Origin of the sequence: Flavobacterium faecale (assembly GCF_048320115.1) — a bacterium.
Lineage (GTDB): Bacteria > Bacteroidota > Bacteroidia > Flavobacteriales > Flavobacteriaceae > Flavobacterium > Flavobacterium faecale_A.
In genome coordinates this window covers 1,820,469-1,846,179 of record NZ_CP182943.1, presented here as the reverse complement: position 1 = coordinate 1,846,179, position 25,711 = coordinate 1,820,469, and the positions used below count along the sequence as shown (strand labels likewise).

The following is a 25,711-nucleotide window of genomic DNA, read 5'->3' as shown; positions in this document are numbered from 1 at the left end:
TTTGCATTTTCTATAAATCATTTATTTTCTACATTCTAACTTATTTTAAGTTATACTAATAGACATTAAAAAAAACACATTACTATGTTAAAAGGATTTTTCAAGACACCAAAAGCAATTAACGAACCAGTAAAAAATTATTCGCCAAATTCTCCAGAAAAAAAAGCAGTTTTAGAGGCTTATTCCAAAATGTGGAATTCGAAAATTGATGTCCCTTTATACATTGGAAGTAAAGAAATCAAAACTGGTAATACTCGAAAAATAACCCCTCCACACAACCACCAACATTGTGTAGGAACATACCATCTTGCGGAAAAATCGCATATTGAAAAAGCGATTGCTAATGCATTAGAATCACGACAAGCTTGGGCAAATATGGCATGGGAACAACGTGCGGCCATTTTTCTAAAAGCAGCAGAATTAATCGCAGGTCCTTACAGAGCTCGCATCAATGCTGCCACTATGATTGGGCAGTCAAAAAATATCCATCAAGCTGAAATTGATGCTTCTTGTGAATTGATTGACTTTTTACGTTTCAACGTTGAGTTCATGACCCAAATTTATGCAGACCAACCTAATTCTGATTCCTCTACTTGGAACCGACTAGAATACCGCCCTCTTGAAGGTTTTGTATATGCCATTACCCCCTTTAACTTTACAGCCATTGCTGCTAATCTACCAGCAAGTGCGGCGATGATGGGAAATGTAGTGGTATGGAAACCAAGTGACAGCCAAGTTTTTTCGGCAAAAATCATTATCGAAGTTTTCAAAGAAGCTGGAGTTCCTGATGGTGTTATCAACGTTGTTTTTGGAGATGCTTTGATGATTACAGATACCGTTTTGGCTAGTCGTGATTTTGCTGGAGTACATTTCACTGGTTCGACACATGTTTTTAAAGATATTTGGGCCAAAATTGGCACCAACATTCACCACTACAAAACCTATCCAAGAATCGTAGGGGAAACAGGCGGAAAAGATTTTATCATTGCCCATCCAAGTGCCAATGTAAAACAAACCACTACTGGAATTGTACGTGGGGCTTTTGAGTTTCAAGGTCAAAAATGTTCCGCAGCTTCGAGAGTCTATTTACCAAAAAGCCTATGGCCAGCCATCAAAGAGCAATTGACAATAGATGTACAATCTTTAAAAATGGGTACTCCCGAAGATTTTAGCAATTTTATTACGGCGGTTATTCACGAAGGTTCATTTGATAAATTGGCAAAATACATCGACCAAGCCAAAAAAGATACAGATGCTGAAATCATTTTGGGTGGAAACTACGATAAGTCGGTTGGATATTTTATAGAACCTACAGTCATTGTAACCACAAATCCAAAATACACCACGATGGAAACCGAATTATTCGGGCCTGTAGTTACGATTTACATTTATGAAGATTCCAAATGGCAAGAAACTTTGGAATTAGTAGATCAAACTTCAGAATACGCCCTAACAGGTGCCGTTTTCAGCCAAGACCGTTATGCGATTGAAGAAGCCACCGTAAAATTGCAAAATTCAGCGGGTAACTTCTACATCAATGATAAATGTACAGGAGCTGTGGTCGGTCAACAACCTTTTGGAGGAGCAAGAGCTTCGGGAACCAATGACAAAGCAGGTTCACCATTAAACTTATTGCGTTGGGTTTCCCCAAGAACAATTAAAGAAATTTTTGTAAGCCCAGAAAGTTATAAATATCCGTTTTTGGGAGAATAATTTGAAGTACGAGGAGAAGTACTTAGGCACCAATTTAAAAGCCCACAAGATTCAAATAAATGTGAATTTGTGGGCTTTCTTTTATCTAATTTAAAAAACCTTAATTCGAAAACATAATAAACTTTCTACCAGTACATTATCCGTGTTTTCAACTTTAAACCTCAAAACAATTAACCTTTTTAAACCACAAACTTCAATGGCAAATGCACTACTTTTTTAGTTTCGAAAAATTCGTCTTCAAAAATAGTAGCCAAGTCGTATAAGGTTGCTTTTGGAAAATCTTTCAACTCTTCAGTCAAATCGCCACCTTTTAAATACAAAATTCCGTTTTTCAATTCGTGCTTGTGTTGTTTTTTGATTTTGGTTTTTACCCAAGAAACGAAATCAGGCATATTGGTCACGGCACGACTTACAATAAAATCAAAATCGCCCTTTACATTTTCGGCTCTTATTTGCTCTGCTTTGACGTTTTTCAACCCTAAAGCTTCAGCAACTCCTTGCACTACTTTTATTTTTTTGGCAATTACATCAATCAAATAAAAACGAGTTTCAGGAAACAAAATCGCCAATGGAATCCCAGGGAATCCTCCGCCAGTGCCTACGTCCAAAACATAAGTTCCCGGTTCAAATTTCATGATTTTGGCAATTCCTAAAGAATGTAAAACGTGTTTAGTATAAAGAGAATCAATATCTTTTCTTGAAATTACATTGATTTTTTCATTCCAATCGTGGTATAAAAAATCCAATTGTGCAAATTGTTGTTTTTGAATATCCGTCAAATCAGGGAAATACTTCAAAATCTCGTCCATTATCTTAAATTTTTAACAAAAGTACTATTTTTAAATCTTAAATAGTAGTTGAATTTTGCAAATAGAAAATTTTAATAATTACCTTTGCAAACTATTACAACTTAAACTATTTATGAATTCGAATGCGCCTACTTTTCCAAGACATGATGCTTTAAAATTTTTCAAGATTTTAAACGCGCGAGTGAATGAATATTTCAAGGAAAACAACCTAAAAAAAACAGGTAACTGGAAATTATACATCAAAACAGTGATCATGTTTTCTTTGTTATTTGTTCCCTATTTTGTATTATTATTAGTCCCTGGTATACACTTTGGGCTCCATATTTTATTAAGTTTCATCATGGGCGTAGGAATGGCGGGCGTAGGAATGAACGTCATGCACGATGGAAACCACGGTTCGTATTCATCCAAACCTTGGATTAACAAAATCATGGGTGGTAGTATTTACATCTTGGCAGGAAACGTCTACAACTGGCAAGTGCAGCACAATGTATTGCACCACACTTACACTAATATTCCAGGACATGACGAAGATCTTGAAGCAGGAAGAATTATCCGTTTTACCAAACATGCCAAATGGTACAGTTTTCATAGATTCCAACAATATTACGCCTTGTTTGCATACGGTTTATTAACCATCAATTGGTGCTTGACAACCGATTTCAAGCAAATGCGCGACTACCTAAAAAGAAAATTATCTTACGGCGGTCCTGCCAATCCAAAAAAATTATGGACAGGACTGGTCATTTCTAAAATTATTTATTTCTCTTTTTGGCTGGTTATTCCTTTTCTATTAATCACTTGGTGGAAAGTTTTAATTGGCTTTTTCATCATGCATTACACTGCTGGATTAATTTTGAGTATTGTTTTTCAATTGGCTCACGTAGTTGAAGAAACTGACAATCCAACACCTAATGAGTTGAACGAAATGGACAACACTTGGGCTATTCACCAATTGTACACCACGACCAATTTTGCCCCAAAAAGCTGGCTATTGAACTACTATACAGGAGGATTGAATCACCAAATTGAACACCACTTATACCCGCATATCAGTCACATTCATTATGGAAAAATTGCTGAATTTGTCAAACAAACCGCCAAAGAATGCAACCTACCCTATTTTGAATACAAAACCATGTTTAGCGCCGTTGTCGCTCATGTCAAACATTTAAAAGACCTGGGTATGCAACCTGAAATCACGCAATAATAAAACAAAAATAAATCATTAACCGCTTCGATTTTTTACAGAAATCAAAGCCTTTTAAATCAACTTTAATGAACCATATTCTTTCAGACAGAATTAACAATTTGGCTACTTCGCAAACATTAGCAATGGCAGCATTGGCTCGCGAATTAAAAGCACAAGGAAAAGACATTATCAGTTTAAGTTTAGGAGAACCTGACTTCAATACACCCGATTTTATCAAAGAAGCAGCTAAACAAGCTGTTGATGAAAACTACAGTACCTACTCTCCAGTAGATGGATACGGTGAGTTGAAAGATGCTATTTGCAGAAAATTCAAAAGAGACAATGACTTGGATTACAAACCAGCAAATATTGTGGTTTCTACAGGAGCAAAACAATCATTGTACAACATTGCTCAAGTAATGTTGAACGATGGTGACGAAGTAATCTTGCCAGCACCTTACTGGGTTTCTTATTTCGAAATCGTAAAATTATCTGGTGGTGTACCGGTTGAAGTTCCTACATCTATTGAAAGTGATTTCAAAATCACACCTGCACAATTAGAAGCTGCAATCACACCAAAAACAAAAATGATGTGGTTCTCTTCTCCATGTAACCCTTCAGGATCTGTTTACAGCCGTGAGGAATTAACAGCCCTTGCAGCAGTTTTAGAAAAACACCCAAACATCTATGTAGTAGCTGACGAAATTTACGAGCACATCAACTTCTCTGGAACTTTTTGCAGTATTGCATCAATCCCAGGAATGTTAGACAAAACCATCACCGTAAACGGAGTTGCCAAAGCATTTGCTATGACAGGATACAGAATTGGTTACATTGGAGCACCAGAATTCATTGCGAAAGCGTGTACTAAAATTCAAGGCCAAGTAACTTCTGGAGCCAACTCTCCTGCACAACGTGCTACCATCACTGCTGTTGATGCCGACCCATCTGTATTGAAACACATGGTACAAGCATTTCACTCTCGTAGAGATTTAGTGGTTGGATTGTTGAAAGAAATTCCAGGAATCAAAATCAACGTTCCAGAAGGAGCTTTCTACGTATTCCCAGACGTTTCTTCTTTCTTCGGAAAAACATTGAAAGGAACTGAAATCAAAGATGCTATGGATTTATCAATGTACCTTTTGGCTGAAGCTAACGTTGCAACCGTAACAGGTGACGCTTTTGGAAACCCAAACTGCATCCGTTTCTCTTACGCAACAAGCGACGATATTTTGATAGAAGCTTTAAGAAGAATCAAAGATGCTCTAGCAGGATAGTCTAAAGTTAGAAATAAGAAAGCAGAGGTTAGGAATCAAAAAACTAACGCTCTATTTAAATTATAAAATTGCCTCAAGGAAACTTGGGGCTTTTTTTTTGGGCGTGCCACCACTAGCAAAAGGGGCTTACTTTTGTTTGCGGTCATAAAGCCCCTTTTGCTACTGCTGTCGGGCTTTACGCGCTACTACGGTAGCTAGCTTCAATCCCTCACGCGGGCTTTGTGGTACTATTCGAATACAATGTTTTTTTTATAGTTTGTGATTTCAAAAAAATGCATAAACAGAAAATAAAATAGCGAAAAACAAACATTTAAACCAAATCAATATCTTAGATTGCCACCAATACCCTACGCTCCCTCAAGCGTCCCGCTCATGCACTCACAGACTCCCTCAGCTTTCCAACAAAACACAAAACATAAATCACAACTTTATTTTTCACGTAATCTAAAGACAATCAAATCAGTAAAGAATTAGATTCAAATATTATTTTGTAAATTAGCGTAACACTAATTCCTAACTATAGCGCAAGAAAGAATTCCACAATTCCTAGATCAAAGAAAAAAATTATTCATTAAAAAAACATTGCTATGAAAAATGAAAATCCAGTAGTTTGGTTCGAAATCTATACTGACGACCTAGCGAGAGCAAAAACATTTTATGAAAACGTTTTTAAATTTACAATGTCTGAAATACCAATGCCTGACACTGGTGAAAATATGCAGATGTTATTTTTCCCAGGAGATATGGACTCTAAAAACAGAGCAACTGGAGCCCTTGTCCAAATGGAAGGATTTAAAGCGGGTAACAACAGTACTGTTGTCTATTTTATGAGTGAAGATTGCAGTATAGAACAGGGTAGAGTCGAAAAAGCAGGAGGTAAAATTGTTAAACCAAAAATGTCAATTGGAGAATATGGCTTTATAGTTCTTGCCAGCGACACAGAAGGAAATATGATTGGAATACATTCAATGAAATAAAAATAGTGAGTAAACCAAAAACGTCAGATTGAAGTACAGACATAGTAGAATTAAAGAAGTAAACAAACTACAATCTGACACAATCATATTATATATAAATTAGTCTAATTTACTCTGAAATAATACAGTTTACCTATGTCGTTTTTTTGGGATAATCGAAAAACAGCAAAATTCTTCCAACGCTTCGGGAGGACTACGCTGAAAAAAACTTATATGCCTTATCTGGTTTAAAAACAAAACTTACCCAACAATAGCCTCGTAATCTATTTCTAAAAAATCTTCCACCATTTGTAACCAATACTCCTGAACAAACGAAACATGATGGGGATGCAGATTGTAGTTTTCATAAACTTTGGCATTTTCAAACACCATTGACAAGCCAAATTCAAAATCATTTTTGGGACTAATCTCTTTCACAACTTCAAAATTTTGCACCCCTGGAATAGCAGACAACAAATTGGCCGCTTTAAAAAAATCTTGTGTCTCTAGAGTGCTTAAACCTATTTTAAACTTGAAATAAACAGAGTGATGAATCATAACTGTATTTTATAAGGTGATTAGTATTTCTATTAGTTGCTTCAAATTTATGAAATTAAACTTTCAATAGCAGCCAAAAAAAAACCACAAACAATCGCTTGTGGTTTTTCGAATTACTGAATTTCTTTTTTATTTTGCTGATTTCTCTTTTAGACGTAGACGATGCTGCCTTAGGAATTCATCAACATGGGATTGTTTTATTTGTGTGACATTTAATCCTTTTAAATTTCCTAAATATCCTTTAAAAACATGGCTAATATAAAGAGGAGAAGCATTGTTTTTATAATTGGCATTGTGGCAAGAGAAACAATTTGCTAAGCTATCAACCGTTGTTCCATGAATTGATTTCGGATTAAAACCTACCTGAACATAAGTTTCCATTGTGATATTGTATGCTGCTACAGACCCTCGTGTAAGTTTACCAGGTGCGGAATTAGAGAGATTATAGCTTAAGGAATCCAATAAAGCCGCTTGCGATTGGGTATTTTTATAACCTTCAGTATCAATCCAAATTGAACCGTTGTAAAAATAATTATTCCAAATCCCTTTCAATTGCTTTTTAACACTTTCATTAAGGGTACGAATGTTATTAAAATTCTGAGAACCATCTTGGCTCGTTTTCATATATAGTTGCACATCAAAAGAACCTTTTATTGCCTTTTCTACTGGAACACCATATTTGTAAACCGAAAAAACATCAGTATAAACTCCATTACCAGAAGTGATATTCTTAACAGTAACAGTACTATTTTTATTGAAAAACGGATAAACAACTGTACTTGTTACTGGCGCATCAGTTGTGGGAGTAGCTTTAGACCAATCATAAGCAGGAGCTAAATTTTCGTGTTCGAATGTAGCCCAAATAAATTCGGGATGATTCTCTACAACTCCTACAACGTGCATTCCTAAAAGAGCCACTCTCGTTTTTACGCCATTAATTTCTCCTTTAGTGATAAAATAGGAAGTGGTATCTTTAAGAGCTGTAGCCTCAATCCAAGACGTTTTTAATTCTAAGGAACCTACAGGAAAAGCTACATCTTTTATTTTTGTAGGATCATTTTTTGCGATTGGCGCATATTTAACCATGGTTTCATAAAGCAATTTATCCATGAAAATAGAATAATAAACCGTAGTAGCTGCTGGAATACCCGATGGATAATTTGGTGTTTTCAAAATATCTGTAGGCGAACTTGCTTGAGCCGTATCAGTTAAAACAATTCCTTTGGTAGCGTCTAATTTTTGACCTAACGAATTCACTTGAATTAACTGCTCCATAAACAAGGGTTTTCCATTAACATCATTGGTCAGCCAAAGAAACTTTTGCCAAGACCATTGGTGAAAATCACAATTGGACACAGTAGCATTATTTGCAAAAACACTAGTTGGACCTTCATTGGGAGGAGGAGTTTGTCGGGTGTTGTTTACTGTCGTAAACCAATTTGCTGGAGCTAAACAATCTGAAGTTGAAGCTGTACTCGAAGTCGCGTAATTTTCTTTTGATTCTTTTTTACACGCACTGACAATAACTAGGGCAGTTAAAACTAATACCTTTTTAAATGTTTTCATGTTGAATTTGTTTGGTTAAGATTTAGGGTTTCGATTGAAACGCGAAACTAAACAAATAATAAAGAGATAAATTAAAAATGGCTTTAGCTATTTATATTTGGGTATAAAGAGAAGAAAAAGAGGCAGGAGTTATTCAAAGAGTGGAAAGAATCACAACAAACTTTGATTTGGCAAAATTCTAAATCTAATTTACCTCCCCTTACGCAACCGAAATTCTTTGGGAGTCATGCCCGTATTTTTTTTAAAAAAACGTACGAAATACGAATTATCATCATAACCTAAATTTGCAGCTACTTCATGAATTAATAAATTTTTATCCATCAACATCCGTTTGGCTTCAAGAACTACTCTTTCATTAATAAGTTCAGAAGTGGTTTTACTAACCATTTCATTGCAAATTCGATTAAGGTGTTTGAGCGTAATGTGTAGTGCATCGGCATAGAAAGCCGCCGATTTTTCCACAGTAAAATTCTTTTCTAATAGCTGACTGAATTGTTTTAACTTGGTATTATAAGAATGGGATTCTGGCACTACAATTTCTTGGTACTTTCTAGCTAATTCAATATGAATAATATCGAGTAGATTCAAAATTTTGTCTTTTTTAAAAAGTTCGCTTGACACACTTTCTTTTAAAATTATTTCAAAAAAAGGCAACAAACCCTTCATTTCTTCTTGAGATAACAAAATCTCTGGTTGGGTAGCATTCGAAAAATAAAACGGGAACGCTGCCAGATTTTTTTCACCAAAATAAAGATTGTACATTTCTTGCGAATAAAACACCACATATCCATCAACATCTTCAGACAAACTCCAGTGGTGCATTTGTCCGGGTTGCAACATAAAAACACTTCCAGGTTGCACATCAAATCTATCAAAATCAATTTCGTGGATTCCTGAACCTTTTGTAAAAAAGGCCAACAGATAAAAATTGTGACGATGTGGCTCTTCTACAAAAGGATGCGTAACCAAATGATTTTGAAAAGTATTCACATAAAAATCCGACTGAACTGAATTGCAATTAAAACGCTGAATAGAATAAATAGGATACTTCGCCATACCTCAAAATGTCTTTATTGTGCTATAAGTAGCGAAGATAGAAAAAATCTATTTTGAACCATTGGTTTACCTTTGTTTAAAATTAAAAAACGATGGCAAATACTTTAACAAACATACTGAGTAACAACTGCCCACATTGTCATCAAGGCAAAGTTTTTGATGAAAAATCTCTTATTTTCAATGTGGGTTTTCCAAAAATGAATGCGCATTGTTCTCACTGTAATTACAAGTTTGAAAAAGAACCTGGGTATTTTTTTGGAGCGATGTACATGAATTATGGTATTACAGTGGCACAATCTATTGCAACTTATGTGATAGCACAACAATTTTTCACTGAAAGATTTGACTTGCGTATTATTCCCATAATAGCTTTGGTAATCATTGGACTAGCTTCGTTTAACATTCGGCTTTCAAGATTGTTATGGATTTATATGTTTAAAAATTATTCGGTTTAAAAGCTGTTAGACAAGATTATCAATATTCTTGAACTCTTCTTTATTTTCGTGTGCTGCGTGAGGGATAGTAGCGGCATCCTTTTTTGGGGCTTTTTTGCCCCAAAAAAGATAGAGCGAATAGCCCGACCCGTAGTTTTTACGGAGGGACACGCCCAAAAAAATCTTCTTATAATTAGAAATCTTGAATAATTTATTAGACCTTTGCAGACTTTTTTTCGTGAACCACGAAAGTCTAAAGTTTTAATAATTAAAATAGTATCATCAAAAGATGAAAAAGAAAATAGAGATTCTAGCCCCTGCAAAAGATTTGTTTCACGGAATGGCAGCCATCAATAGTGGTGCAGATGCTGTTTATATTGGCGCACCTTTGTATGGTGCCCGTTCTAACGCAACCAATTCCATAGCAGATGTGGCGGCATTAGTACAATATGCGCATTTGTATCACGCTCAAGTTTTTGTGGTAATTAATACGATTTTGTACGACAATGAACTAGAATCTTGTCGCAAGATGATTTACGAATTATATGATATAGGCGTGGATGCCTTGATCATACAAGACATGGCAATTATGGAAATGGAGTTGCCTCCTATCGTGATTCATGCCAGCACACAAGCCAATAACCGCGATGCCGACAAAATTAAGTTCTTAAAAGATGCTGGAATCAAACGTGTGGTTTTGGCGCGTGAATTAAATTTACACCAAATCAAAGAAATCAGTTCGGCTAGTGATGTCGAATTGGAGTTTTTTGTGACTGGAGCGCTTTGTGTGTCCTTTAGCGGAAACTGCTATATGAGTGTGGCCAACGGAGAACGCTCTGCCAACCGTGGTTCTTGTGCACAAAACTGTCGTTTGCCGTACAACTTGATTGACGGTAACGGGGATACGTTGATTAAAAACAGCCATTTACTTTCGATCAAAGATTTTGATGTTTCGGACCAAATTCCGAATTTAGTTGAAGCTGGAGTGGTTTCCTTCAAAATTGAAGGCCGCTTGAAAGATGTGGTGTATGTAAAAAATAACGTTTCGTTTTTACGAAAAAAACTAGACGCTTTCTTGGATGGAAGTGACAAATACACCAAAGCATCTTCTGGAAAATGTACCTATACTTTTGATTCGGCTTTGAACAAAAGCTTCAACCGTGGCTATACCGATTATTTTGTAAACGGAAGAGACCAATCCATTGGTTCATGGGAAAGTCCAAAATCGAAAGGGCAATACATTGGTAAACTAATTAAAACAATTGGGAATGCTTACCAAATTGAGAACGGTGAATTATTGAATAACGGTGATGGTCTTTGTTTTATCAACGAACAAAACGAAGCCGAAGGAATTTATGTAAACAAAGCCGAAAATGGTTTGGCTTATCCTAACGTTTTTAAAGAAATCAAAGAAGGTACTTTTATCTACCGAAATAACGATGCTGCTTTTATCAAATTGGTTGAACGTGAAGATAGTGCTGTACGTAAAATTAGCACAAGTTTATTATTGACCGAAAACGAAACTGGCTTTGAGTTAATCGCTACCGATGAAGATGGTTATGTAAGTACTGTAAAATTAGAATCGCCTAAGGAAGAGACTAAAACAGGACTTTCGATGGAAGACAACATCAAAACGCAATTGGCAAAAACAGGTTTCACGCCTTATACAGCTGACGGAATTAATGTAATGTTTACTAAAAACTGGTTTATGCCTATTTCGAAAATCAACGAAATGAGACGAACAGTTTTTGAGCAATTGACCGAAATACGTTTGGCTAATTACCATCGTGAGGAATATCAAATTGTAAAAACCTCACATCCTTACCCTGAAACCAAATTGGATTTCATGTACAATGTTGCCAATAAAACGGCTCGTAAATTTTACGAACGTCATGGTGTTACCGAAATTGAACAAGCATTTGAACTGCAATGGGATCCTGGAAAATCACGTGTAATGACCACCAAATATTGCATCAAATATGAATTAGGAAAATGTCCAATTCACCAAAAAGAAACAATGGGCGAAAAGCTCAAAGAACCTTTAGTATTGAAACAAGGCGAATTAGAATACAAACTAAAATTCAACTGCAAACCTTGTGAAATGGAAATTTGGGAAAAAGACGCTGAATTTGAAATCGAAGAAGTTTAATCAAAACCATATATTACAAAAACTGCTTTTTTATAGAAGCAGTTTTTTTTGTTTTATACGAAATTCACCCGCAACTGAAATTTTATAAAAATCGCTTTAAATTCTGTAAGACAAAACATTGACAACTGTACCATCTTTGTATTATAACTTTTAAAAAGAATATAATCATGGAAAATACAAGTAAAACAAACGAAAAAACAATTGAAATTTTAGATAGATTAATCACAATTCTTGATGATGGAAAATTAGGCTATACTAATGCCGCTGAAGATGTAGATTGCAATCAAGCAAAAACTGATTTTTTAGGATATGCGAGAGAAAGAGCACTTTTTATTGTTGAACTACAGGATGAAATCAACAAACTAGGAAAATCAACTAATACAGCAGGCGGACCAATGGGCGCTATACACAGAGCATGGATTGACATTAAATCACTTGTAACTGGAGGAGACAAAGAAGCAATTATTAATGCTTGTATCACGGGAGAAAAAGCAGCAATTGAAGAATATGAAGATGCTTTAAACGAAGAGCACCTAAACACTTCTTTACGTCCTTTAATTTTGAAGCAATTAGCAAGTATTAAAACCACTCTTGCCAAAATTGAAATGGAGAAAAAAACGTTAACCTAGTTTTTTCTAATTATAAAAATTAAAAATATTATTATGAAAAATCAAGATAAAAAGCACGGAAAAAAGTCGTCAACTGAAAATCCTGTTAAAGTTCCAATCCCTGAAGATTTGATTGATGATATTAAAAAAAATAAAATTGATCCTTTAACAGAGGGAAAAACAAATCTGGGGTACGAGGAAAAACCTCCTCGCAAGAAAGAATTGGAACAAAAAGAGCATTACGATCAACCAGATAAGTAAAACTCTAAATTATTTTTAAACAAAAAACAGCATTTTACAAGTGCTGTTTTTTTTTGTTCTATACCAATTCTTCCCATTTCTTAAAATTTTAATATTATAAATAAGCTCTACTGATTTACTATATCAAAAATTGTGTAATTTGTATCCAAAATAAAAACCATGCTTATTCTTGATAACATTAGCAAACTAATTACACTTACACCCGAAGAAGAAAAACTCTTCCTATCTAAAACGAAAACACAACATTTCAAAACGAAAACCATTATTCACCAAAGTGGCACAATTTGCAAAGACTCCTATTTTGTCAATTCGGGGATTTTGAGAAGTTTCACAATTAATGATAACATTGTAGAACATATTATGAGTTTTGCCTGCGCGGGTTGGTGGATAAGTGATATGTATAGTTTGCTTTCGCAAAAGCCTGGTAACTTATTTATCGAAGTTTTAGAAGATGCCGAAGTAATTGTTTTGTCAAAAGAAAATCAAGAAATTTTATACCACGAAATCCCTAAACTTGAACGTTTTTTTAGAATCTTAATCGAAAACTCCTTGGTTGCCAATCAAGAACGATTGATGGACAATCTAAGTCTTTCTGCCGAAGAACGTTTTGAAAAATTCCAGTTAAAATATGGAGACCTACAATACAAAATTCCTCAAAAACAAATTGCTTCATTTATTGGGGTAACACCCGAGTTTTTTAGTAAGATGAAAAGCAGGCTTTTGAAAAAGTAGACAGTGATCAGTAATTTAGTAATCAGAATTTTAGTATCCAGATAAACCACTATCCTCAAAAGTTTTTTTAAAATTTTAACACTAAAGACTGAACTTTATTTTAAAAAAAAAACAACAACTGGAAACTGAATATACCCAATCTAAATAACTGAACACTAATTTCTTAATCTACATTAAGTGCTCAACCTTTCCTCCTGCCGTAAATTTGTATTATAATAATCACTAAATTTATAATCATGGCAACAACAGTTTTACATACCGCAGATACAAGAGGAAATGCAAACCACGGGTGGCTTAATGCTTTTCACAGTTTTAGTTTTGCAAATTGGTACAATCCAGATAGAATTCAGTTTGGAACCCTACGTGTTTTGAATGACGATACCATTGCAGGTGGAATGGGTTTTGGAACACATCCACACAACAATATGGAAATTATCACGATTCCGTTTGAAGGAGATTTGGCACACAAAGATAGTATGGGAAACAGCTCAATTATCAAAAGTGGCGACATTCAAGTGATGAGTGCAGGTTCTGGAATTCAACATTCTGAATTCAACCCAAATGCTGATCAACAAACAAAGTTATTCCAAATTTGGCTGTTTCCTAACAAAAAAGATGTCACACCACGTTACCAACAAATAACGTTGGATCAGGCAGCACAAAAAAATAATTTTGCTCAAATTTTATCCCCAAATGCAGAAGATGAAGGCGTTTGGATTCATCAAGATGCCTGGTTTTATTTAGCCGATTTTGACGCTGATTTCAGCAAAACCTATGCAATAAAAAAACCAGGAAACGGAGTTTATATCATGGTCATTTCTGGAACAATCATGGTAGACGGACAACTATTGAATACCCGAGACGCTATCGGAATTACCGATTTTGAAACTTTAGAAATCACTGCAAAGACAGCTGCTAAATTCTTAATTATGGATATTCCTATGGAAATGTAAATAGTTAATTATCCCTCGAAGGGTTTGGAACCCTTCGAGGGATAATTAAAAAACATTAATTCTAAAAGCTATTGAATTTTAAGAAATTTTATAATTATGGAAAAACTATTAGAAGAAGACATTAAGGGTCACATTGGTACTCAAAAATACAAATGTACTATTACATGGAGAAAGGGAACATTTTATATGGATGAACCACCATCTATTGAAGGTCAAGATTTAGGACCTGATCCGTTTACAGCACTATTAGCTTCCTTAGCTAGTTGTACTTTATCAACTTTACGAATGTATATTGACCGAAAAGGTTGGGACATTCCTGAGATAAATATTTCGTTAAACTTGACTCAAGAAACAGATTCGGAATTAACAACAACCATCAGTCGGACTATCAGTTTTTCAACTTTTATTGATGAAGACATTAAAAAGAGGCTTTTAGTAATTGCTGAAAAATGCCCCATTTCTAAAATATTAAAGAATAAGATACTAATCAACACAACTTTATAATTATGGATCCAAAAGACATCAAAAAAGAATATACTAACGGAGAAGTTACTGTTATATGGCAATCAGGGAAATGCATTCATTCCGGAAATTGTGTCCGCAATAATCCCGATGTTTTCAAACCAAAAGAACAACCTTGGATAAAAATCGATGCTTCTACAACAGAGAAGACTATTGATACGGTAAACAAATGTCCTTCGGGAGCATTATCTTTTTACATGAATAAAAAATAAACTCCCATATATACTATCTCGTTGATTTTACAACCTTTTTTTCGTTATTAAAATCACTAAAACTAATCTATTAGCCCTGATGGAAGCGAAAATCCTTTATAGCTGGGGTTCAGCTATAAAGATTGTAGCGAACAGCAGGACAGTTCGTCATAAAAAGTACAAATGTTGCTGCTCCTAAAAAAAATACTATTTTTGCAGCCTAAATAACCTTTCAGCATTTATCGTGATGCTGAAATAAATTCAGCATAATATGAAAGCATACGTTTTTCCTGGGCAAGGAGCGCAATTTACCGGAATGGGTAAGGATTTATATGAGAACTCGACTTTGGCAAAAGAATTATTTGAAAAAGCGAACGAAATATTAGGTTTCCGCATCACAGACATTATGTTTGAAGGGACTGCCGACGAATTGAAAGAAACCAAAGTTACCCAACCAGCGGTTTTCTTGCACTCTGTAATTTTAGCCAAAACATTGGAAGATTTTCATCCAGAAATGGTAGCAGGTCACTCATTGGGTGAATTCTCTGCTTTAGTTGCAAACGGTGCTTTGTCTTTTGAAGACGGATTAAAATTAGTTTCTCAAAGAGCCTTAGCGATGCAAAAAGCATGTGAAATCAAGCCTTCTACTATGGCTGCTGTTTTAGGTTTAGCTGACAATATTGTGGAAGAAGTTTGTGCATCTATCGACGGTGTTGTGGTTGCTGCTAATTACAACTGTCCTGGTCAATTAGTAATTTCAGGAGAATTTAAAGCAGTAGAATTGGCGTGCGAAAAAATGAAAGAAGCTGGAGCCAAACGCGCCTTGTTATTGCCTGTTGGAGGAGCTTTTCACTCACCAATGATGGAGCCAGCACGTGAAGAATTAGCTGCTGCAATTGAAGCTACTACTTTCTCCAATCCAATATGTCCAGTATATCAAAACGTTACAGCATCGGCTGTTTCGGACGCTAATGAAATCAAGAAAAATTTAATCATTCAGTTGACTGCTCCTGTAAAATGGACACAATCTGTTCAACAAATGATTGCTGATGGTGCTACTTTATTTACGGAAGTGGGTCCTGGAAAAGTCTTGGCTGGTTTAATTGGAAAAATCAATAAAGAAGCCGCCACCGCAAACGCATAACTCAGTATTCAGTCACAGCAATTAGTTTATATAAATGTCCCCACAAGTTATTCTTGTGGGGATATTTTTTACTATCTCATTTATCCACCAACCTTTTTTGAGAATTTTTAATTTATATTATAAAAAAAGGCTATATTTGGTTATCCAATTTGGTTATCCAAAAAAAACGAAAATGAAAAATTACATCCTTCTAATCGCTTGGTTCTTATGCACAATAAACTCCGAAGCACAAGAAACACCAACTTACAAAGCTGTTGAATTTCCAAAAGGATATACATCACAGATTGACGTAATTTATACAAAAGTAGGAAACTGGGAAGGTAGAGCTGATTTATACTACAATGCTAATGCCAGCAAACCTACTCCAATTGTTATTAACATTCATGGAGGAGGCTGGAACAAAGGGGTAAAAGAATCTCAAACAGGCTATAACACTTTTTTCAAAGCAGGTTTTGCTGTTGCCAATATGGAATACCGTTTATCTCAGCAAGCTACAGCACCAGCCGCAGTCGAAGATACTCGATGCATGCTTATATATTTGATTCAACACGCCAAAGAACTTAACATCGATCCAGACAAAATTGTTATCATGGGCGGTAGCGCTGGAGGACATTTAGCATTAATGGGCGGATTACTTGCTAATGACTCTCGATTTGACACCAACTGCAAAGGAATTGAAAATGTAAAAGTAGCGGCTATCATCGACAAATACGGAATTACTGATGTATCTGATTGGTCTTTTGGCAAACTCAAAAGCAAATCGGCCTTGCAATGGTTAGGCGACAAAGTATCCGATAAAAAATTCATTCAATCAGTTTCTCCTATATTTTATGTAAATAAAAACAGTCCTCCCACTTTTATTGTTCATGGAGATGCCGACCCAACGGTTCCATATCAGCAATCGGTTGACTTATATCAAAAATTTCAAGAAGCAGGGGTAAAATCACAATTCATTACTGTACCAGGTGGCGCACATGGAAAATTTGAAAAAGAAAAAAATGACGAAATTAACAAAGTCATGATTCAGTTTTTGACTGAAATCAATCTTTTAAATTAATATAAATTGAGAACCAAAAAAAATAATTTGTTTGTTGTTACCTATTTGCTGACTTGTTCAATTTTCACCTATGGACAAACAGTTCTTAATGCAGATGGACCTGGAAATACTTATGAATTAATCAATAGTGTTTTGGCTCCAGGATACAATGTCATTGAAACGCCAGATATTATTCACAATGATTTTGGCCGTCATATCACGGAAGTTTTTGATTCCGAGTTAAACAAATTTGTATTTGATTTTTTTATTCATCTAACCCCTGACAATGATATTTCCACTCTAAAAACAGACCGACAACGAAATGAAATCAAGACCTATGCTTCCTCTCCTGCTAACTTAAAAGGAACTTTGGGAGAAATTGTAAGGTATAAATGGCGTTTTAAAATTCCTATTGGCTTCCAACCTTCATCAACGTTTACCCATATTCACCAAATAAAAGCAGTTGATGGAGATGATGCAGACCCCATATTCACTTTAACACCAAGAAAAGGAACACCTAATAAATTAGAATTGATATATGTAAAGGATGAATTCTCGGGTACCGATAAGAAAGTCATAGTGAATTTATCTTTATTTGAAGGCAATTGGGTTGAAGCAACCGAAACCATAACAATTGGCCCAAACGGAACCTATGCTATCATTATAAAAAAAATAAGCGATAATGCAGTGATACTCTCTTACACCAATAACAACATTGCAACGATTCGTCCAGACAACAGTTTTATTCGCCCAAAATGGGGCATTTACAGAAGTATAGCCACACCTGCAGATTTGCGTGATGAAAGTATTCGCTTTTCAGATTTTAGTATTGAAGAATTATCGGTTTTAAGTGTCAATGGATTTGAGAATACACTAAAAAGTCTCACTGTATTTCCTAATCCTGTTGAGAACAACTTATCATTTACTGAAACAATTGTCAATTCATTTAAACATTATAAAATCATTGATACTAGTGGAAAAACAATAACCTCTGAAAAAATAAAAACAAACAACATAGATGTTTCCCATCTAAAGACTGGAAACTATTTTATTCAATTATACCACGAAAATAAAATAGCCAAAACAATTCAATTCCTAAAGAAATAGAAAAAGCCTCGGAAATAAATCAATTATTCACGAGGCCTTTTCTTTGTTTATTTTGATTTTTTATTTCAAAAATTCCAAAACGCTATCTGTTATAAACTGAATTTGCTCATCCTCCAACTCAGTATGCATTGGCAAGGCGATTACTTCTGTAACCAACTGATTGGTTACAGGAAAATCTTCTTCTTTGTATCTTGAATCCAAATATGCTTTTTGAGAATGCAACGGAATTGGATAATAAATAGCACATGGAATTCCTTTGTCTAATAAATGCTTCATCAGACCATCTCTATCCGCGTTGATAATTCGCAATACATATTGATGAAAAACATGATTATTTTGATCATTTTCAAATGAAGGAGTGACAATTTTAGTATGCCCAGACAAAGCTGTATTGTATTTGGCCGCTGCTTCACGACGAGCATGATTGTACTCATTTAACAATGGCAATTTTGCGTTTAAAACAGCCGCTTGAATACTATCCAAACGAGAATTCACTCCCACTACATCATGATGGTAACGCTCATACATTCCGTGATTTACAATTCCACGAATAGTATGTGCCAAAGCATCATCATTCGTAAAAATAGCACCTCCATCTCCATAACAACCTAAATTTTTAGATGGAAAAAAAGAAGTGGCTCCCACATGACCAATAGTCCCTACTTTGTTTTTAGCACCAGAAGTTGAAACAAAATCAGCTCCAATAGCTTGTGCATTGTCTTCAATTACAAATAAATCGTGTGCTGCTGCCAATTCCATAATCGCATCCATATTGGCTGCGCGACCAAATAAATGAACTGGAACAATAGCCTTTGTCTTTGGCGTAATGGCCTGTTTAATTCTTTCGATAGAAATATTCATGTTATGCATATCCACATCTACCAAAACAGGAGTCAATTGCAACAAAGCAATTACCTCTACAGTAGCCGCAAATGTAAAATCAGCAGTAATAACTTCATCACCTGGCTGCAATCCTAACCCCATCATGGCAATTTGCAGTGCATCAGTACCATTGGCACAAGGAATGACATGTTTTACCCCCAAATAATCTTCCAATGATTTTTGAAATTGATGTACTTGAGGACCATTAATATAAGTATTAGTATCTAAAACTTCTTGAATAGAAGCATTTACCGTTGCTGCAATTTTATCATATTGACTTTTTAGGTCAACCATTTGAATTTTCTTCATCACACTATAATTTATAATTAGAAAGGAGCCTTTATTTGAGATCAAAAAAACCGCTAGACTTTCATAAAACGGAAACAAAAATAGGTATTATTGATTTCAAACCAATGATTTTAAACCAAAGAAAATGTATTTTAGCCCCAAAAAACATTCGAATGCATTTTCTCTATAATACCATCATTTCAATTAGTCACTTTTTTTTGAGCATTATCGCTACATTCAATCCTAAAATCAAACTATTTGTATCAGGAAGAAAAACTGTATTTGACACCCTAGCCCAAAAAATCAATCCTACAGACAAAACAATATGGTTCCATGCCGCCTCTTTAGGAGAATACGAGCAAGGACTGCCGGTTATTGAAAAAATCAAAGAACAATTTCCAACTCACAAAATAATACTCAGCTTTTTCTCTCCTTCAGGATACGAGGTACGTAAAAACAATACAGTTGCAGACGTTACCTTATACCTACCATTAGATAGTGTATCCAATGCTAAAAAATTCATTTCCTTAGCACATCCCGAAATGGCATTTTTTATCAAATATGAATTCTGGATTAACTACTTAACAGAACTAAAAAAACACCAGATCCCAACCTATTTAATTTCAGGTATTTTTAGACAAAATCAACTATTTTTCAAATGGTATGCGGGATTTTACAGAAAAGCACTAGATAGTTTTACCTATTTTTTTGTTCAAAACGAAGCCTCCAAACTATTAGTTCAAAACTTAGGCAAAAATAATGTGTTAGTTTCTGGCGACACCCGTTTTGACAGAGTCGCAACCATTTTAGAGAAAGACAACAGTCTTCCATTTATCGCCACATTTAAAAATGACACAACAACTATCGTCATAGGTAGTTCTTGGCCTAAAGACGAAGAATTATTGTCACAATACATCAATACGACAAAACAAAAGGCAAAATTCATAATAGCCCCTCATAACATCAAGCCTGAACAAATTCAACATTTAAAAAACAGCATCAACAAAAAAACAGTTCTCTATTCGGACATGAAAGACAAATCATTACAAGATTATGATGTTTTTATTATTGACACTGTTGGAATCCTAACTAAAATATATAGCTATGCTGACATAGCCTACGTAGGAGGAGGCTTTGGAAATCCTGGTGTACACAATATTCTAGAACCCGCCACCTTTGGCGTACCTATAGTAATTGGACATAACTATTCCCATTTTGCAGAAGCTACTGCTCTAGTTACCATAAAAGGATGCATATCTATCAATAATAAAAACGAGTTAAAATCCATTTTCGATGAATTGATTACCAATCATTCAATACGCAAAGAAAAAGGCGTCATTTGCAGTAAATTTATAGCAAATAACAAAGGAGCCACTACACTTATTCTAGATACAATTTCAAAACAACAAAGATTTACAACATAGGCCATTTAAAAACTAAAACAATTAGAGATGCTCCGTTTTAATTCAACAAAAAAACCAAGCAAAACCTATCCTAATATCCTACAAAAACCAAAATTATTATTCTCAACAAAGAACTAATAAAACCAAGACAAATAACCGCTTAACCACTAAAATAAAGCCTTTTAGCATAAAAATTAAGTTCAAAAAACACAAAACAAATAATATTTTTAAAAAAAAATTGAAAAAATATTTTACATATCAAAAATTTTATATCTTTGCCTCGAATTAATAATTAACCTTTTATATTAAAGTAAGATGAAAAAAGTATTTTTAAGTTTAGCTGTAGTTGCTGTTTTAACTGTTGTATCTTGTAAAAAAGCTGACGCTGCTGCTGAAGAAGTTGTAGCTGTTGATTCAACTGCTGTTGCTGTTGATACTGTAGCTGTTGATACTGCTGCTGTAGCTGTTGATTCTGCTGCTGTTGAAGCTGAAGCTCCTGCTGCTCACTAATCAGAATTTATTCTAAAAAAATCAAAGCCATCTTCGTGATGGCTTTTTTTATACCCTAAAACAAAAAAAGTCTTAACATACACATCAAGACATTTTACTTTATTTAAAAAAGCAGCTAATCTTCAAAAATCACTTCACTAGCAGCAAAGTCCAATATCTCCGCTTTAGAACCGTATTTTACAATTTCGCTAATCCCTTTTTCCGCCATCAATACGGTACTATATTTACGACTAACTGCCATCAAAACATCATTCAGCACCACTTTGAAATAAAACTTACCCTTAGCCGTTTTATATTTCAAGAAAGAACAAGCTCCAAACTCGGAACGCAATAATTCCGCATCAGCCTCACAATCCATTCGCAATTCATAAGTCTTACTCGTAAAAATAGGCTTCCCTTTTCTCGAAGTATATTCAAACTTATAATCCCCACTAAAACGCTTGCTAATAACAAAAGACCCCATATTAAAACTTCAAATTACTATAAAAAATAAAAATACAATCTTTATCAAAAACAAACACACAAAAACCTTCTGAGTTATAAACAAAAAAAAGCCTCTTCAAAAGAAGAGGCTTTAGTACTCAGAGCGGGACTTGAACCCGCACGAACATTGCTGTTCACTGGATTTTAAGTCCAGCGTGTCTACCAATTTCACCATCCGAGCGTAATAGACTTTTTTGATGGTTTTAATTTTTATCAAAATTAATCAATGACTCACCATCAGAGCATTATATTAAAAAGAACAATTTACATAATTCTTTCGAGCTTTTAACGCTTTGAGCGAAAAACGGGGCTCGAACCCGCGACCTCGACCTTGGCAAGGTCGCGCTCTACCAACTGAGCTATTTTCGCATTTTCAATCCTTAAAAAGAACCGCGATACTTGTTCTGTATTGCGGATGCAAATTTAAGACTTTTATTGAGTTAAACAAGCGCTTTTTGAATATTTTTTTAAATTATTTTATAACCTTCTGATAACCTAAACTTTAAAAACGAAATTATTTTCGAGTCAACATTCTTTTTAACTCATTTAGCTTCATCAAAGCTTCAACAGGGGTAACCGAATTAATATCTAAACTTAATATTTCCTCTTTTATCTCCTCTAGCAAAGGATCATCAAGGTTAAAAAAGCTCATTTGCATTTCCTCTTTTTCTGATTTAATTCCATTCAACGCATCGCCCGAATGATCTTTTTCTAATTTTTTCAACAGTTTTTGTGCTTTTTGAATCACAATTTGAGGCATCCCAGCCATCTTAGCCACATGAATCCCAAAACTATGTGCACTTCCTCCTTTTACTAATTTTCGAATAAATAAAACGGTATCCTTTAACTCTTTTACAGAAACATTAAAATTTTGAATACGAGGCAGTAATTCATTCATCTCATTCAACTCATGATAATGGGTTGCAAAAAGCGTTTTAGGCTTCGTAGGATGCTCGTGCAAATATTCCGCTATTGCCCAAGCAATTGAAATTCCATCATAAGTACTAGTCCCACGACCAATTTCATCAAGCAACACTAAACTTCTATCTGAAAGGTTATTCAAAATTGAAGCGGTTTCATTCATTTCGACCATAAAAGTAGACTCCCCCATCGAGATATTGTCGCTTGCTCCTACTCTTGTGAATATTTTATCTACAATTCCCATTCTAACGCTATCAGCAGGAACAAAACTTCCCATTTGAGCCAACAATACAATCAATGCCGTTTGTCTCAATATTGCTGACTTACCAGACATATTAGGACCTGTTATCATAATCAATTGCTGTGTTTCTCTGTCTAAATAAACATCATTAGCAATATAAGGAGTCCCCACTGGTAGTTGTTTTTCAATCACGGGATGACGACCGTTTTGAATTTCAAGCTCAAAACTTTCATCTATTTGTGGACAAACGTATTTATTCTCTACTGCTAATTGCGTAAACGAACACAGGCAATCCAATTGTGCCACCAAATTAGCATTCAACTGCACTGGTTTTATATAAGTAGTTATCCAAGCGACTAATTGCTCAAATAAATCCGATTCAATTTTCTGAATCTTTTCTTCAGCACCTAAAATTTTGCTTTCGTATTCTTTTAATTCTTCTGTAATGTATCTTTCAGCATTCACTAAAGTTTGCTTTCTAATCCACTCCGAAGGCACTTTGTCTTTGTGCGTATTTCGAACTTCAATATAATACCCAAATACGTTATTGAAGGATATTTTCAAAGATGTAATTCCTGTTCGTTCTGATTCTCGGACTTCAATCCCTTCTAAAAACTCTTTACCCGAAGTCGAAATGGCACGCAGTTCGTCCAATTCAGCACTTACTCCTTTAGCAATCGCATTTCCTTTCGAAATTGCAACCGGCGCATCTTGATTTAAAGTCTTTTTTATTTTTTCGCGGAGTAACTCACAACTATGCAAACTATCCCCAATCACTTTCACTGCTTCTTGTGGACTTTCTAACGCTAAGACTTTCATTGGAATAATAGCGTCTAATGATTCTTTCAAATAAATCACTTCACGAGGTGAAACCTTGCCCGCTGCAATTTTCGAAATCAAACGCTCCAAATCTGAAATTTGCTTGATTTGGTACTGCATCTTTTGTAAAACTTCTTGGTTTTCGGTCAAATATACTACTACTTGATGGCGACTTTTAATTTTATTGGCATCCTTTAACGGTAATGCTAACCAACGTTTCAATAAACGCCCACCCATTGGCGAAAGCGTTCTGTCCATCACATTTAATAAAGTCACTGCATTTGGATTGTAACTATGATATAATTCAAGATTTCGAATGGTAAAACGATCCATCCACACATAAGCATCTTCAGCAATGCGTTGAATTGAGGTGATGTGCTGTACTTTATTATGCTGTGTCTCCGACAAATAATACAAAATAGCCCCCGAGGCAATTATTCCCTCTTGTAATTCTTCTAAACCAAATCCTTTCAGGGAAACCGTTTGAAAGTGCTTAGTCAAGGTTTCAAAAGCATAATCTTCTTTGTACAACCAATCTTCCAAATAAAAACAATGAAAATCGCTTCCAAATTGTTCTTTAAAATCATTCTTATTGTTTTTTGGTACCAAAATCTCAGATGGACTAAAATTCTGCAACAATTTATCAATATATTCTCCATTTCCTTGAGCAGTCAAAAACTCTCCCGTAGACACATCCAAAAAAGAAACCCCAATATTTTTTTTAGCAAAATAAACCGAAGCCAAGAAATTATTCGATTTAGAACTCAACACCTCGTCATTCATCGAAACCCCCGGAGTTACCAATTCAGTCACTCCACGCTTCACAATGGTTTTGGTCATTTTAGGATCTTCGAGTTGATCACAAATTGCCACACGCAAACCTGCTTTGACTAATTTTGGCAAATAGGTATTTATAGAATGATGCGGAAAACCTGCAAGCGCTGTTTCACTATCAGAACCCGCACCACGCTTGGTAAGTGTAATTCCCAAAATCTTGGAGGCCCGAATTGCATCTTCACCAAAAGTTTCATAAAAATCTCCTACTCTAAACAACAAACAAGCATCAGGATACTTCCTTTTGATTTCATTGTATTGCTTCATTAACGGAGTTTCTTTTACTACTTTATCTTTAGTTGCCAAAATATAATTGTTTGATTTGTGATTAATTGGAAATAGGAGCGAATTTATAGATTTTAATGCGAAAATGTAAATAGTTGAAAAAATAAACTTCACATTTAAGTAAATTTTAGGGAAATGGCATGATTTTTTCTTTAGATTTGTTTATAAATTTAAAAATAGGAAAAAATGAAAAAAATAATTTTACTAGCCTTGCTGACTGTATTTGGAATTACCAATTCTAATGCTCAAGAAACTTCAAAGAAATTAAAATTAGTTAATAAAACCACTACAACAAAACTACCAAAAGTAGAAGGCGCAGGAATGGTTTTTGAAAATGAAACTATTGATTATGGAACAATCGCACACAACTCTGATGGTAACCGTCAATTTGTTTTTACAAACAATGGAACTAAACCGTTAATCATCACTAATACTCAAGGTTCATGCGGATGTACAGTACCTACTACACCTAAAGAACCTATTGCTCCAGGTGCAAAAGGAGTTATTGGTGTAAAATATGCTACTGACAGAGTAGGTCCATTTACAAAAACGGTAACTGTTACTTCTAACGCAGAAGGTCAACCTACAAAAACTTTAACGATAAAAGGTACGGTATTAGCTGATGACAATAAAAAAAGCTAATTTTACCACATATTTTATAAAAGCTTCCTAATTGGAAGCTTTTTTTTTACCCAAACTCTACCGTTGTAATTCGTAAGAGTTTAAAAAAGAATAATTAATTTTGCGCCTTCGTGCCTTTGCGGCATTAAAAATAAAAAAA

25 protein-coding genes and 2 tRNA genes are annotated in these 25,711 nt (G+C 34.8%); 18 read left to right on the top strand and 9 right to left on the bottom strand.

Going from position 1 to position 25,711, the window contains the following annotated elements; genetic code table 11:
* The first annotated feature begins 84 nt into the window (after positions 1 to 84).
* Positions 85 to 1,713, top strand: a complete 1,629-nt coding sequence (gene pruA, locus ACNH59_RS07775) for an L-glutamate gamma-semialdehyde dehydrogenase (protein WP_418264845.1) — start codon at positions 85 to 87, stop codon at positions 1,711 to 1,713.
* 179 nt (positions 1,714 to 1,892) lie between these two features.
* On the opposite strand, the gene rsmG is transcribed toward pruA, so the two are convergent.
* A complete protein-coding gene (gene rsmG, locus ACNH59_RS07770; protein WP_418264844.1) occupies positions 1,893 to 2,522 on the bottom strand; it encodes a 16S rRNA (guanine(527)-N(7))-methyltransferase RsmG in 630 nt (209 codons plus the stop codon).
* Positions 2,523 to 2,634: 112 nt separating this feature from the next.
* Here rsmG and ACNH59_RS07765 point away from each other — a divergent pair, with 112 nt between their 5' ends.
* The 3 genes from ACNH59_RS07765 to ACNH59_RS07755 all read left to right on the top strand — a co-directional run bounded on the left by ACNH59_RS07765 (position 2,635) and on the right by ACNH59_RS07755 (position 5,968).
* A complete protein-coding gene (locus tag ACNH59_RS07765; RefSeq protein ID WP_418264843.1) occupies positions 2,635 to 3,732 on the top strand; it encodes a fatty acid desaturase family protein in 1,098 nt (365 codons plus the stop codon).
* Between the two features lie 68 nt (positions 3,733 to 3,800).
* Positions 3,801 to 4,991 (top strand): pyridoxal phosphate-dependent aminotransferase, encoded by a 1,191-nt coding sequence (locus ACNH59_RS07760; RefSeq protein WP_418264842.1) that lies wholly within the window; start codon positions 3,801 to 3,803, stop codon positions 4,989 to 4,991.
* Between the two features lie 587 nt (positions 4,992 to 5,578).
* On the top strand, positions 5,579 to 5,968 hold the full coding sequence (locus tag ACNH59_RS07755; protein ID WP_418264841.1) for a VOC family protein: 390 nt from the start codon (positions 5,579 to 5,581) through the stop codon (positions 5,966 to 5,968).
* Between the two features lie 240 nt (positions 5,969 to 6,208).
* On the opposite strand, the gene ACNH59_RS07750 is transcribed toward ACNH59_RS07755, so the two are convergent.
* From ACNH59_RS07750 to ACNH59_RS07740, 3 genes are all read right to left on the bottom strand, one after another.
* Positions 6,209 to 6,505, bottom strand: coding sequence for a Dabb family protein (locus tag ACNH59_RS07750; protein WP_418264840.1), 297 nt, complete (start codon positions 6,503 to 6,505; stop codon positions 6,209 to 6,211).
* Positions 6,506 to 6,634: 129 nt separating this feature from the next.
* Positions 6,635 to 8,071 (bottom strand): hypothetical protein, encoded by a 1,437-nt coding sequence (locus ACNH59_RS07745; RefSeq protein WP_418264839.1) that lies wholly within the window; start codon positions 8,069 to 8,071, stop codon positions 6,635 to 6,637.
* Positions 8,072 to 8,260: 189 nt separating this feature from the next.
* A complete protein-coding gene (locus ACNH59_RS07740; RefSeq protein WP_418264838.1) occupies positions 8,261 to 9,127 on the bottom strand; it encodes an AraC family transcriptional regulator in 867 nt (288 codons plus the stop codon).
* 92 nt (positions 9,128 to 9,219) lie between these two features.
* On the opposite strand from ACNH59_RS07740, the gene ACNH59_RS07735 reads away from it, so the two are divergent.
* The 11 genes from ACNH59_RS07735 (at position 9,220) to ACNH59_RS07685 (ending at position 18,264) form a co-directional block, all read left to right on the top strand.
* The gene (locus tag ACNH59_RS07735; protein WP_418264837.1) at positions 9,220 to 9,582 is read left to right on the top strand and encodes a DUF983 domain-containing protein; all 363 of its coding nucleotides are present in this window, start codon (positions 9,220 to 9,222) and stop codon (positions 9,580 to 9,582) included.
* A 268-nt stretch (positions 9,583 to 9,850) separates the two neighbouring features.
* Positions 9,851 to 11,710 carry a peptidase U32 family protein gene (locus tag ACNH59_RS07730; RefSeq protein ID WP_418264836.1) on the top strand — a complete coding sequence of 620 codons (1,860 nt, stop codon included), beginning with the start codon at positions 9,851 to 9,853 and terminating at the stop codon, positions 11,708 to 11,710.
* A gap of 167 nt (positions 11,711 to 11,877) precedes the next feature.
* Complete coding sequence (locus ACNH59_RS07725; protein ID WP_418264835.1) at positions 11,878 to 12,339, top strand: ferritin-like domain-containing protein; 462 nt, start codon at positions 11,878 to 11,880, stop codon at positions 12,337 to 12,339.
* Between the two features lie 33 nt (positions 12,340 to 12,372).
* Positions 12,373 to 12,579, top strand: a complete 207-nt coding sequence (locus ACNH59_RS07720) for a hypothetical protein (RefSeq protein WP_418264834.1) — start codon at positions 12,373 to 12,375, stop codon at positions 12,577 to 12,579.
* 159 nt (positions 12,580 to 12,738) lie between these two features.
* Positions 12,739 to 13,311: a Crp/Fnr family transcriptional regulator gene (locus ACNH59_RS07715; protein WP_418264833.1), complete on the top strand. Its 573-nt coding sequence runs from the start codon at positions 12,739 to 12,741 to the stop codon at positions 13,309 to 13,311.
* Positions 13,312 to 13,547: 236 nt separating this feature from the next.
* A complete protein-coding gene (locus tag ACNH59_RS07710; RefSeq protein ID WP_418264832.1) occupies positions 13,548 to 14,264 on the top strand; it encodes a pirin family protein in 717 nt (238 codons plus the stop codon).
* 96 nt (positions 14,265 to 14,360) lie between these two features.
* Positions 14,361 to 14,768: an OsmC family protein gene (locus ACNH59_RS07705; protein ID WP_418264831.1), complete on the top strand. Its 408-nt coding sequence runs from the start codon at positions 14,361 to 14,363 to the stop codon at positions 14,766 to 14,768.
* A 2-nt stretch (positions 14,769 to 14,770) separates the two neighbouring features.
* Complete coding sequence (locus tag ACNH59_RS07700) at positions 14,771 to 14,998, top strand: (4Fe-4S)-binding protein (RefSeq protein WP_418264830.1); 228 nt, start codon at positions 14,771 to 14,773, stop codon at positions 14,996 to 14,998.
* A gap of 250 nt (positions 14,999 to 15,248) precedes the next feature.
* A complete protein-coding gene (gene fabD, locus ACNH59_RS07695) occupies positions 15,249 to 16,121 on the top strand; it encodes an ACP S-malonyltransferase (RefSeq protein ID WP_418264829.1) in 873 nt (290 codons plus the stop codon).
* Between the two features lie 172 nt (positions 16,122 to 16,293).
* Positions 16,294 to 17,178 (top strand): alpha/beta hydrolase fold domain-containing protein, encoded by an 885-nt coding sequence (locus ACNH59_RS07690; RefSeq protein ID WP_418264828.1) that lies wholly within the window; start codon positions 16,294 to 16,296, stop codon positions 17,176 to 17,178.
* A 6-nt stretch (positions 17,179 to 17,184) separates the two neighbouring features.
* The gene (locus ACNH59_RS07685) at positions 17,185 to 18,264 is read left to right on the top strand and encodes a T9SS type A sorting domain-containing protein (RefSeq protein ID WP_418264827.1); all 1,080 of its coding nucleotides are present in this window, start codon (positions 17,185 to 17,187) and stop codon (positions 18,262 to 18,264) included.
* Positions 18,265 to 18,324: 60 nt separating this feature from the next.
* Here ACNH59_RS07685 and ACNH59_RS07680 read toward each other — a convergent pair whose 3' ends face one another.
* Positions 18,325 to 19,455: a DegT/DnrJ/EryC1/StrS family aminotransferase gene (locus ACNH59_RS07680; RefSeq protein ID WP_418264826.1), complete on the bottom strand. Its 1,131-nt coding sequence runs from the start codon at positions 19,453 to 19,455 to the stop codon at positions 18,325 to 18,327.
* A 152-nt stretch (positions 19,456 to 19,607) separates the two neighbouring features.
* On the opposite strand from ACNH59_RS07680, the gene ACNH59_RS07675 reads away from it, so the two are divergent.
* Together ACNH59_RS07675 and ACNH59_RS07670 are read left to right on the top strand one after the other, a co-directional pair.
* Positions 19,608 to 20,858 (top strand): 3-deoxy-D-manno-octulosonic acid transferase, encoded by a 1,251-nt coding sequence (locus ACNH59_RS07675; protein ID WP_418264825.1) that lies wholly within the window; start codon positions 19,608 to 19,610, stop codon positions 20,856 to 20,858.
* Positions 20,859 to 21,152: 294 nt separating this feature from the next.
* A complete protein-coding gene (locus ACNH59_RS07670; RefSeq protein WP_418264824.1) occupies positions 21,153 to 21,347 on the top strand; it encodes a hypothetical protein in 195 nt (64 codons plus the stop codon).
* Between the two features lie 115 nt (positions 21,348 to 21,462).
* Here ACNH59_RS07670 and ACNH59_RS07665 read toward each other — a convergent pair whose 3' ends face one another.
* The 4 genes from ACNH59_RS07665 to mutS all read right to left on the bottom strand — a co-directional run bounded on the left by ACNH59_RS07665 (position 21,463) and on the right by mutS (position 24,951).
* Positions 21,463 to 21,810: a DUF1508 domain-containing protein gene (locus ACNH59_RS07665; protein ID WP_418264823.1), complete on the bottom strand. Its 348-nt coding sequence runs from the start codon at positions 21,808 to 21,810 to the stop codon at positions 21,463 to 21,465.
* Between the two features lie 115 nt (positions 21,811 to 21,925).
* A tRNA-Leu gene (locus tag ACNH59_RS07660) sits at positions 21,926 to 22,011 on the bottom strand.
* A gap of 115 nt (positions 22,012 to 22,126) precedes the next feature.
* Positions 22,127 to 22,199 (bottom strand) — tRNA-Gly (locus tag ACNH59_RS07655).
* Between the two features lie 145 nt (positions 22,200 to 22,344).
* Positions 22,345 to 24,951, bottom strand: a complete 2,607-nt coding sequence (gene mutS / locus ACNH59_RS07650) for a DNA mismatch repair protein MutS (RefSeq protein ID WP_418264822.1) — start codon at positions 24,949 to 24,951, stop codon at positions 22,345 to 22,347.
* A gap of 165 nt (positions 24,952 to 25,116) precedes the next feature.
* Between mutS and ACNH59_RS07645 the strand changes: the two genes are divergently transcribed.
* Complete coding sequence (locus tag ACNH59_RS07645) at positions 25,117 to 25,572, top strand: DUF1573 domain-containing protein (protein WP_418264821.1); 456 nt, start codon at positions 25,117 to 25,119, stop codon at positions 25,570 to 25,572.
* The last annotated feature ends 139 nt before the right edge of the window (positions 25,573 to 25,711 follow it).

Bases quoted from the DNA above. Each gene is read 5' to 3' on its own strand.
- ACNH59_RS07755 (WP_418264841.1), top strand. From the start codon at position 5,579: ATGAAAAATGAAAATCCAGTAGTTTGGTTCGAAATCTATACTGACGAC.
- ACNH59_RS07715 (WP_418264833.1), top strand. From the start codon at position 12,739: ATGCTTATTCTTGATAACATTAGCAAACTAATTACACTTACACCCGAA.
- ACNH59_RS07700 (WP_418264830.1), top strand. From the start codon at position 14,771: ATGGATCCAAAAGACATCAAAAAAGAATATACTAACGGAGAAGTTACT.
- rsmG (WP_418264844.1), bottom strand. From the start codon at position 2,522: ATGGACGAGATTTTGAAGTATTTCCCTGATTTGACGGATATTCAAAAA.
- ACNH59_RS07705 (WP_418264831.1), top strand. From the start codon at position 14,361: ATGGAAAAACTATTAGAAGAAGACATTAAGGGTCACATTGGTACTCAA.
- ACNH59_RS07665 (WP_418264823.1), bottom strand. From the start codon at position 21,810: ATGGGGTCTTTTGTTATTAGCAAGCGTTTTAGTGGGGATTATAAGTTT.
- ACNH59_RS07735 (WP_418264837.1), top strand. From the start codon at position 9,220: ATGGCAAATACTTTAACAAACATACTGAGTAACAACTGCCCACATTGT.
- ACNH59_RS07670 (WP_418264824.1), top strand. From the start codon at position 21,153: ATGAAAAAAGTATTTTTAAGTTTAGCTGTAGTTGCTGTTTTAACTGTT.
- ACNH59_RS07765 (WP_418264843.1), top strand. From the start codon at position 2,635: ATGAATTCGAATGCGCCTACTTTTCCAAGACATGATGCTTTAAAATTT.
- ACNH59_RS07710 (WP_418264832.1), top strand. From the start codon at position 13,548: ATGGCAACAACAGTTTTACATACCGCAGATACAAGAGGAAATGCAAAC.
- ACNH59_RS07750 (WP_418264840.1), bottom strand. From the start codon at position 6,505: ATGATTCATCACTCTGTTTATTTCAAGTTTAAAATAGGTTTAAGCACT.
- ACNH59_RS07675 (WP_418264825.1), top strand. From the start codon at position 19,608: ATGCATTTTCTCTATAATACCATCATTTCAATTAGTCACTTTTTTTTG.
- fabD (WP_418264829.1), top strand. From the start codon at position 15,249: ATGAAAGCATACGTTTTTCCTGGGCAAGGAGCGCAATTTACCGGAATG.
- pruA (WP_418264845.1), top strand. From the start codon at position 85: ATGTTAAAAGGATTTTTCAAGACACCAAAAGCAATTAACGAACCAGTA.
- ACNH59_RS07760 (WP_418264842.1), top strand. From the start codon at position 3,801: ATGAACCATATTCTTTCAGACAGAATTAACAATTTGGCTACTTCGCAA.
- ACNH59_RS07645 (WP_418264821.1), top strand. From the start codon at position 25,117: ATGAAAAAAATAATTTTACTAGCCTTGCTGACTGTATTTGGAATTACC.
- ACNH59_RS07725 (WP_418264835.1), top strand. From the start codon at position 11,878: ATGGAAAATACAAGTAAAACAAACGAAAAAACAATTGAAATTTTAGAT.
- ACNH59_RS07730 (WP_418264836.1), top strand. From the start codon at position 9,851: ATGAAAAAGAAAATAGAGATTCTAGCCCCTGCAAAAGATTTGTTTCAC.
- ACNH59_RS07690 (WP_418264828.1), top strand. From the start codon at position 16,294: ATGAAAAATTACATCCTTCTAATCGCTTGGTTCTTATGCACAATAAAC.
- ACNH59_RS07745 (WP_418264839.1), bottom strand. From the start codon at position 8,071: ATGAAAACATTTAAAAAGGTATTAGTTTTAACTGCCCTAGTTATTGTC.
- ACNH59_RS07720 (WP_418264834.1), top strand. From the start codon at position 12,373: ATGAAAAATCAAGATAAAAAGCACGGAAAAAAGTCGTCAACTGAAAAT.
- ACNH59_RS07680 (WP_418264826.1), bottom strand. From the start codon at position 19,455: ATGAAGAAAATTCAAATGGTTGACCTAAAAAGTCAATATGATAAAATT.
- ACNH59_RS07740 (WP_418264838.1), bottom strand. From the start codon at position 9,127: ATGGCGAAGTATCCTATTTATTCTATTCAGCGTTTTAATTGCAATTCA.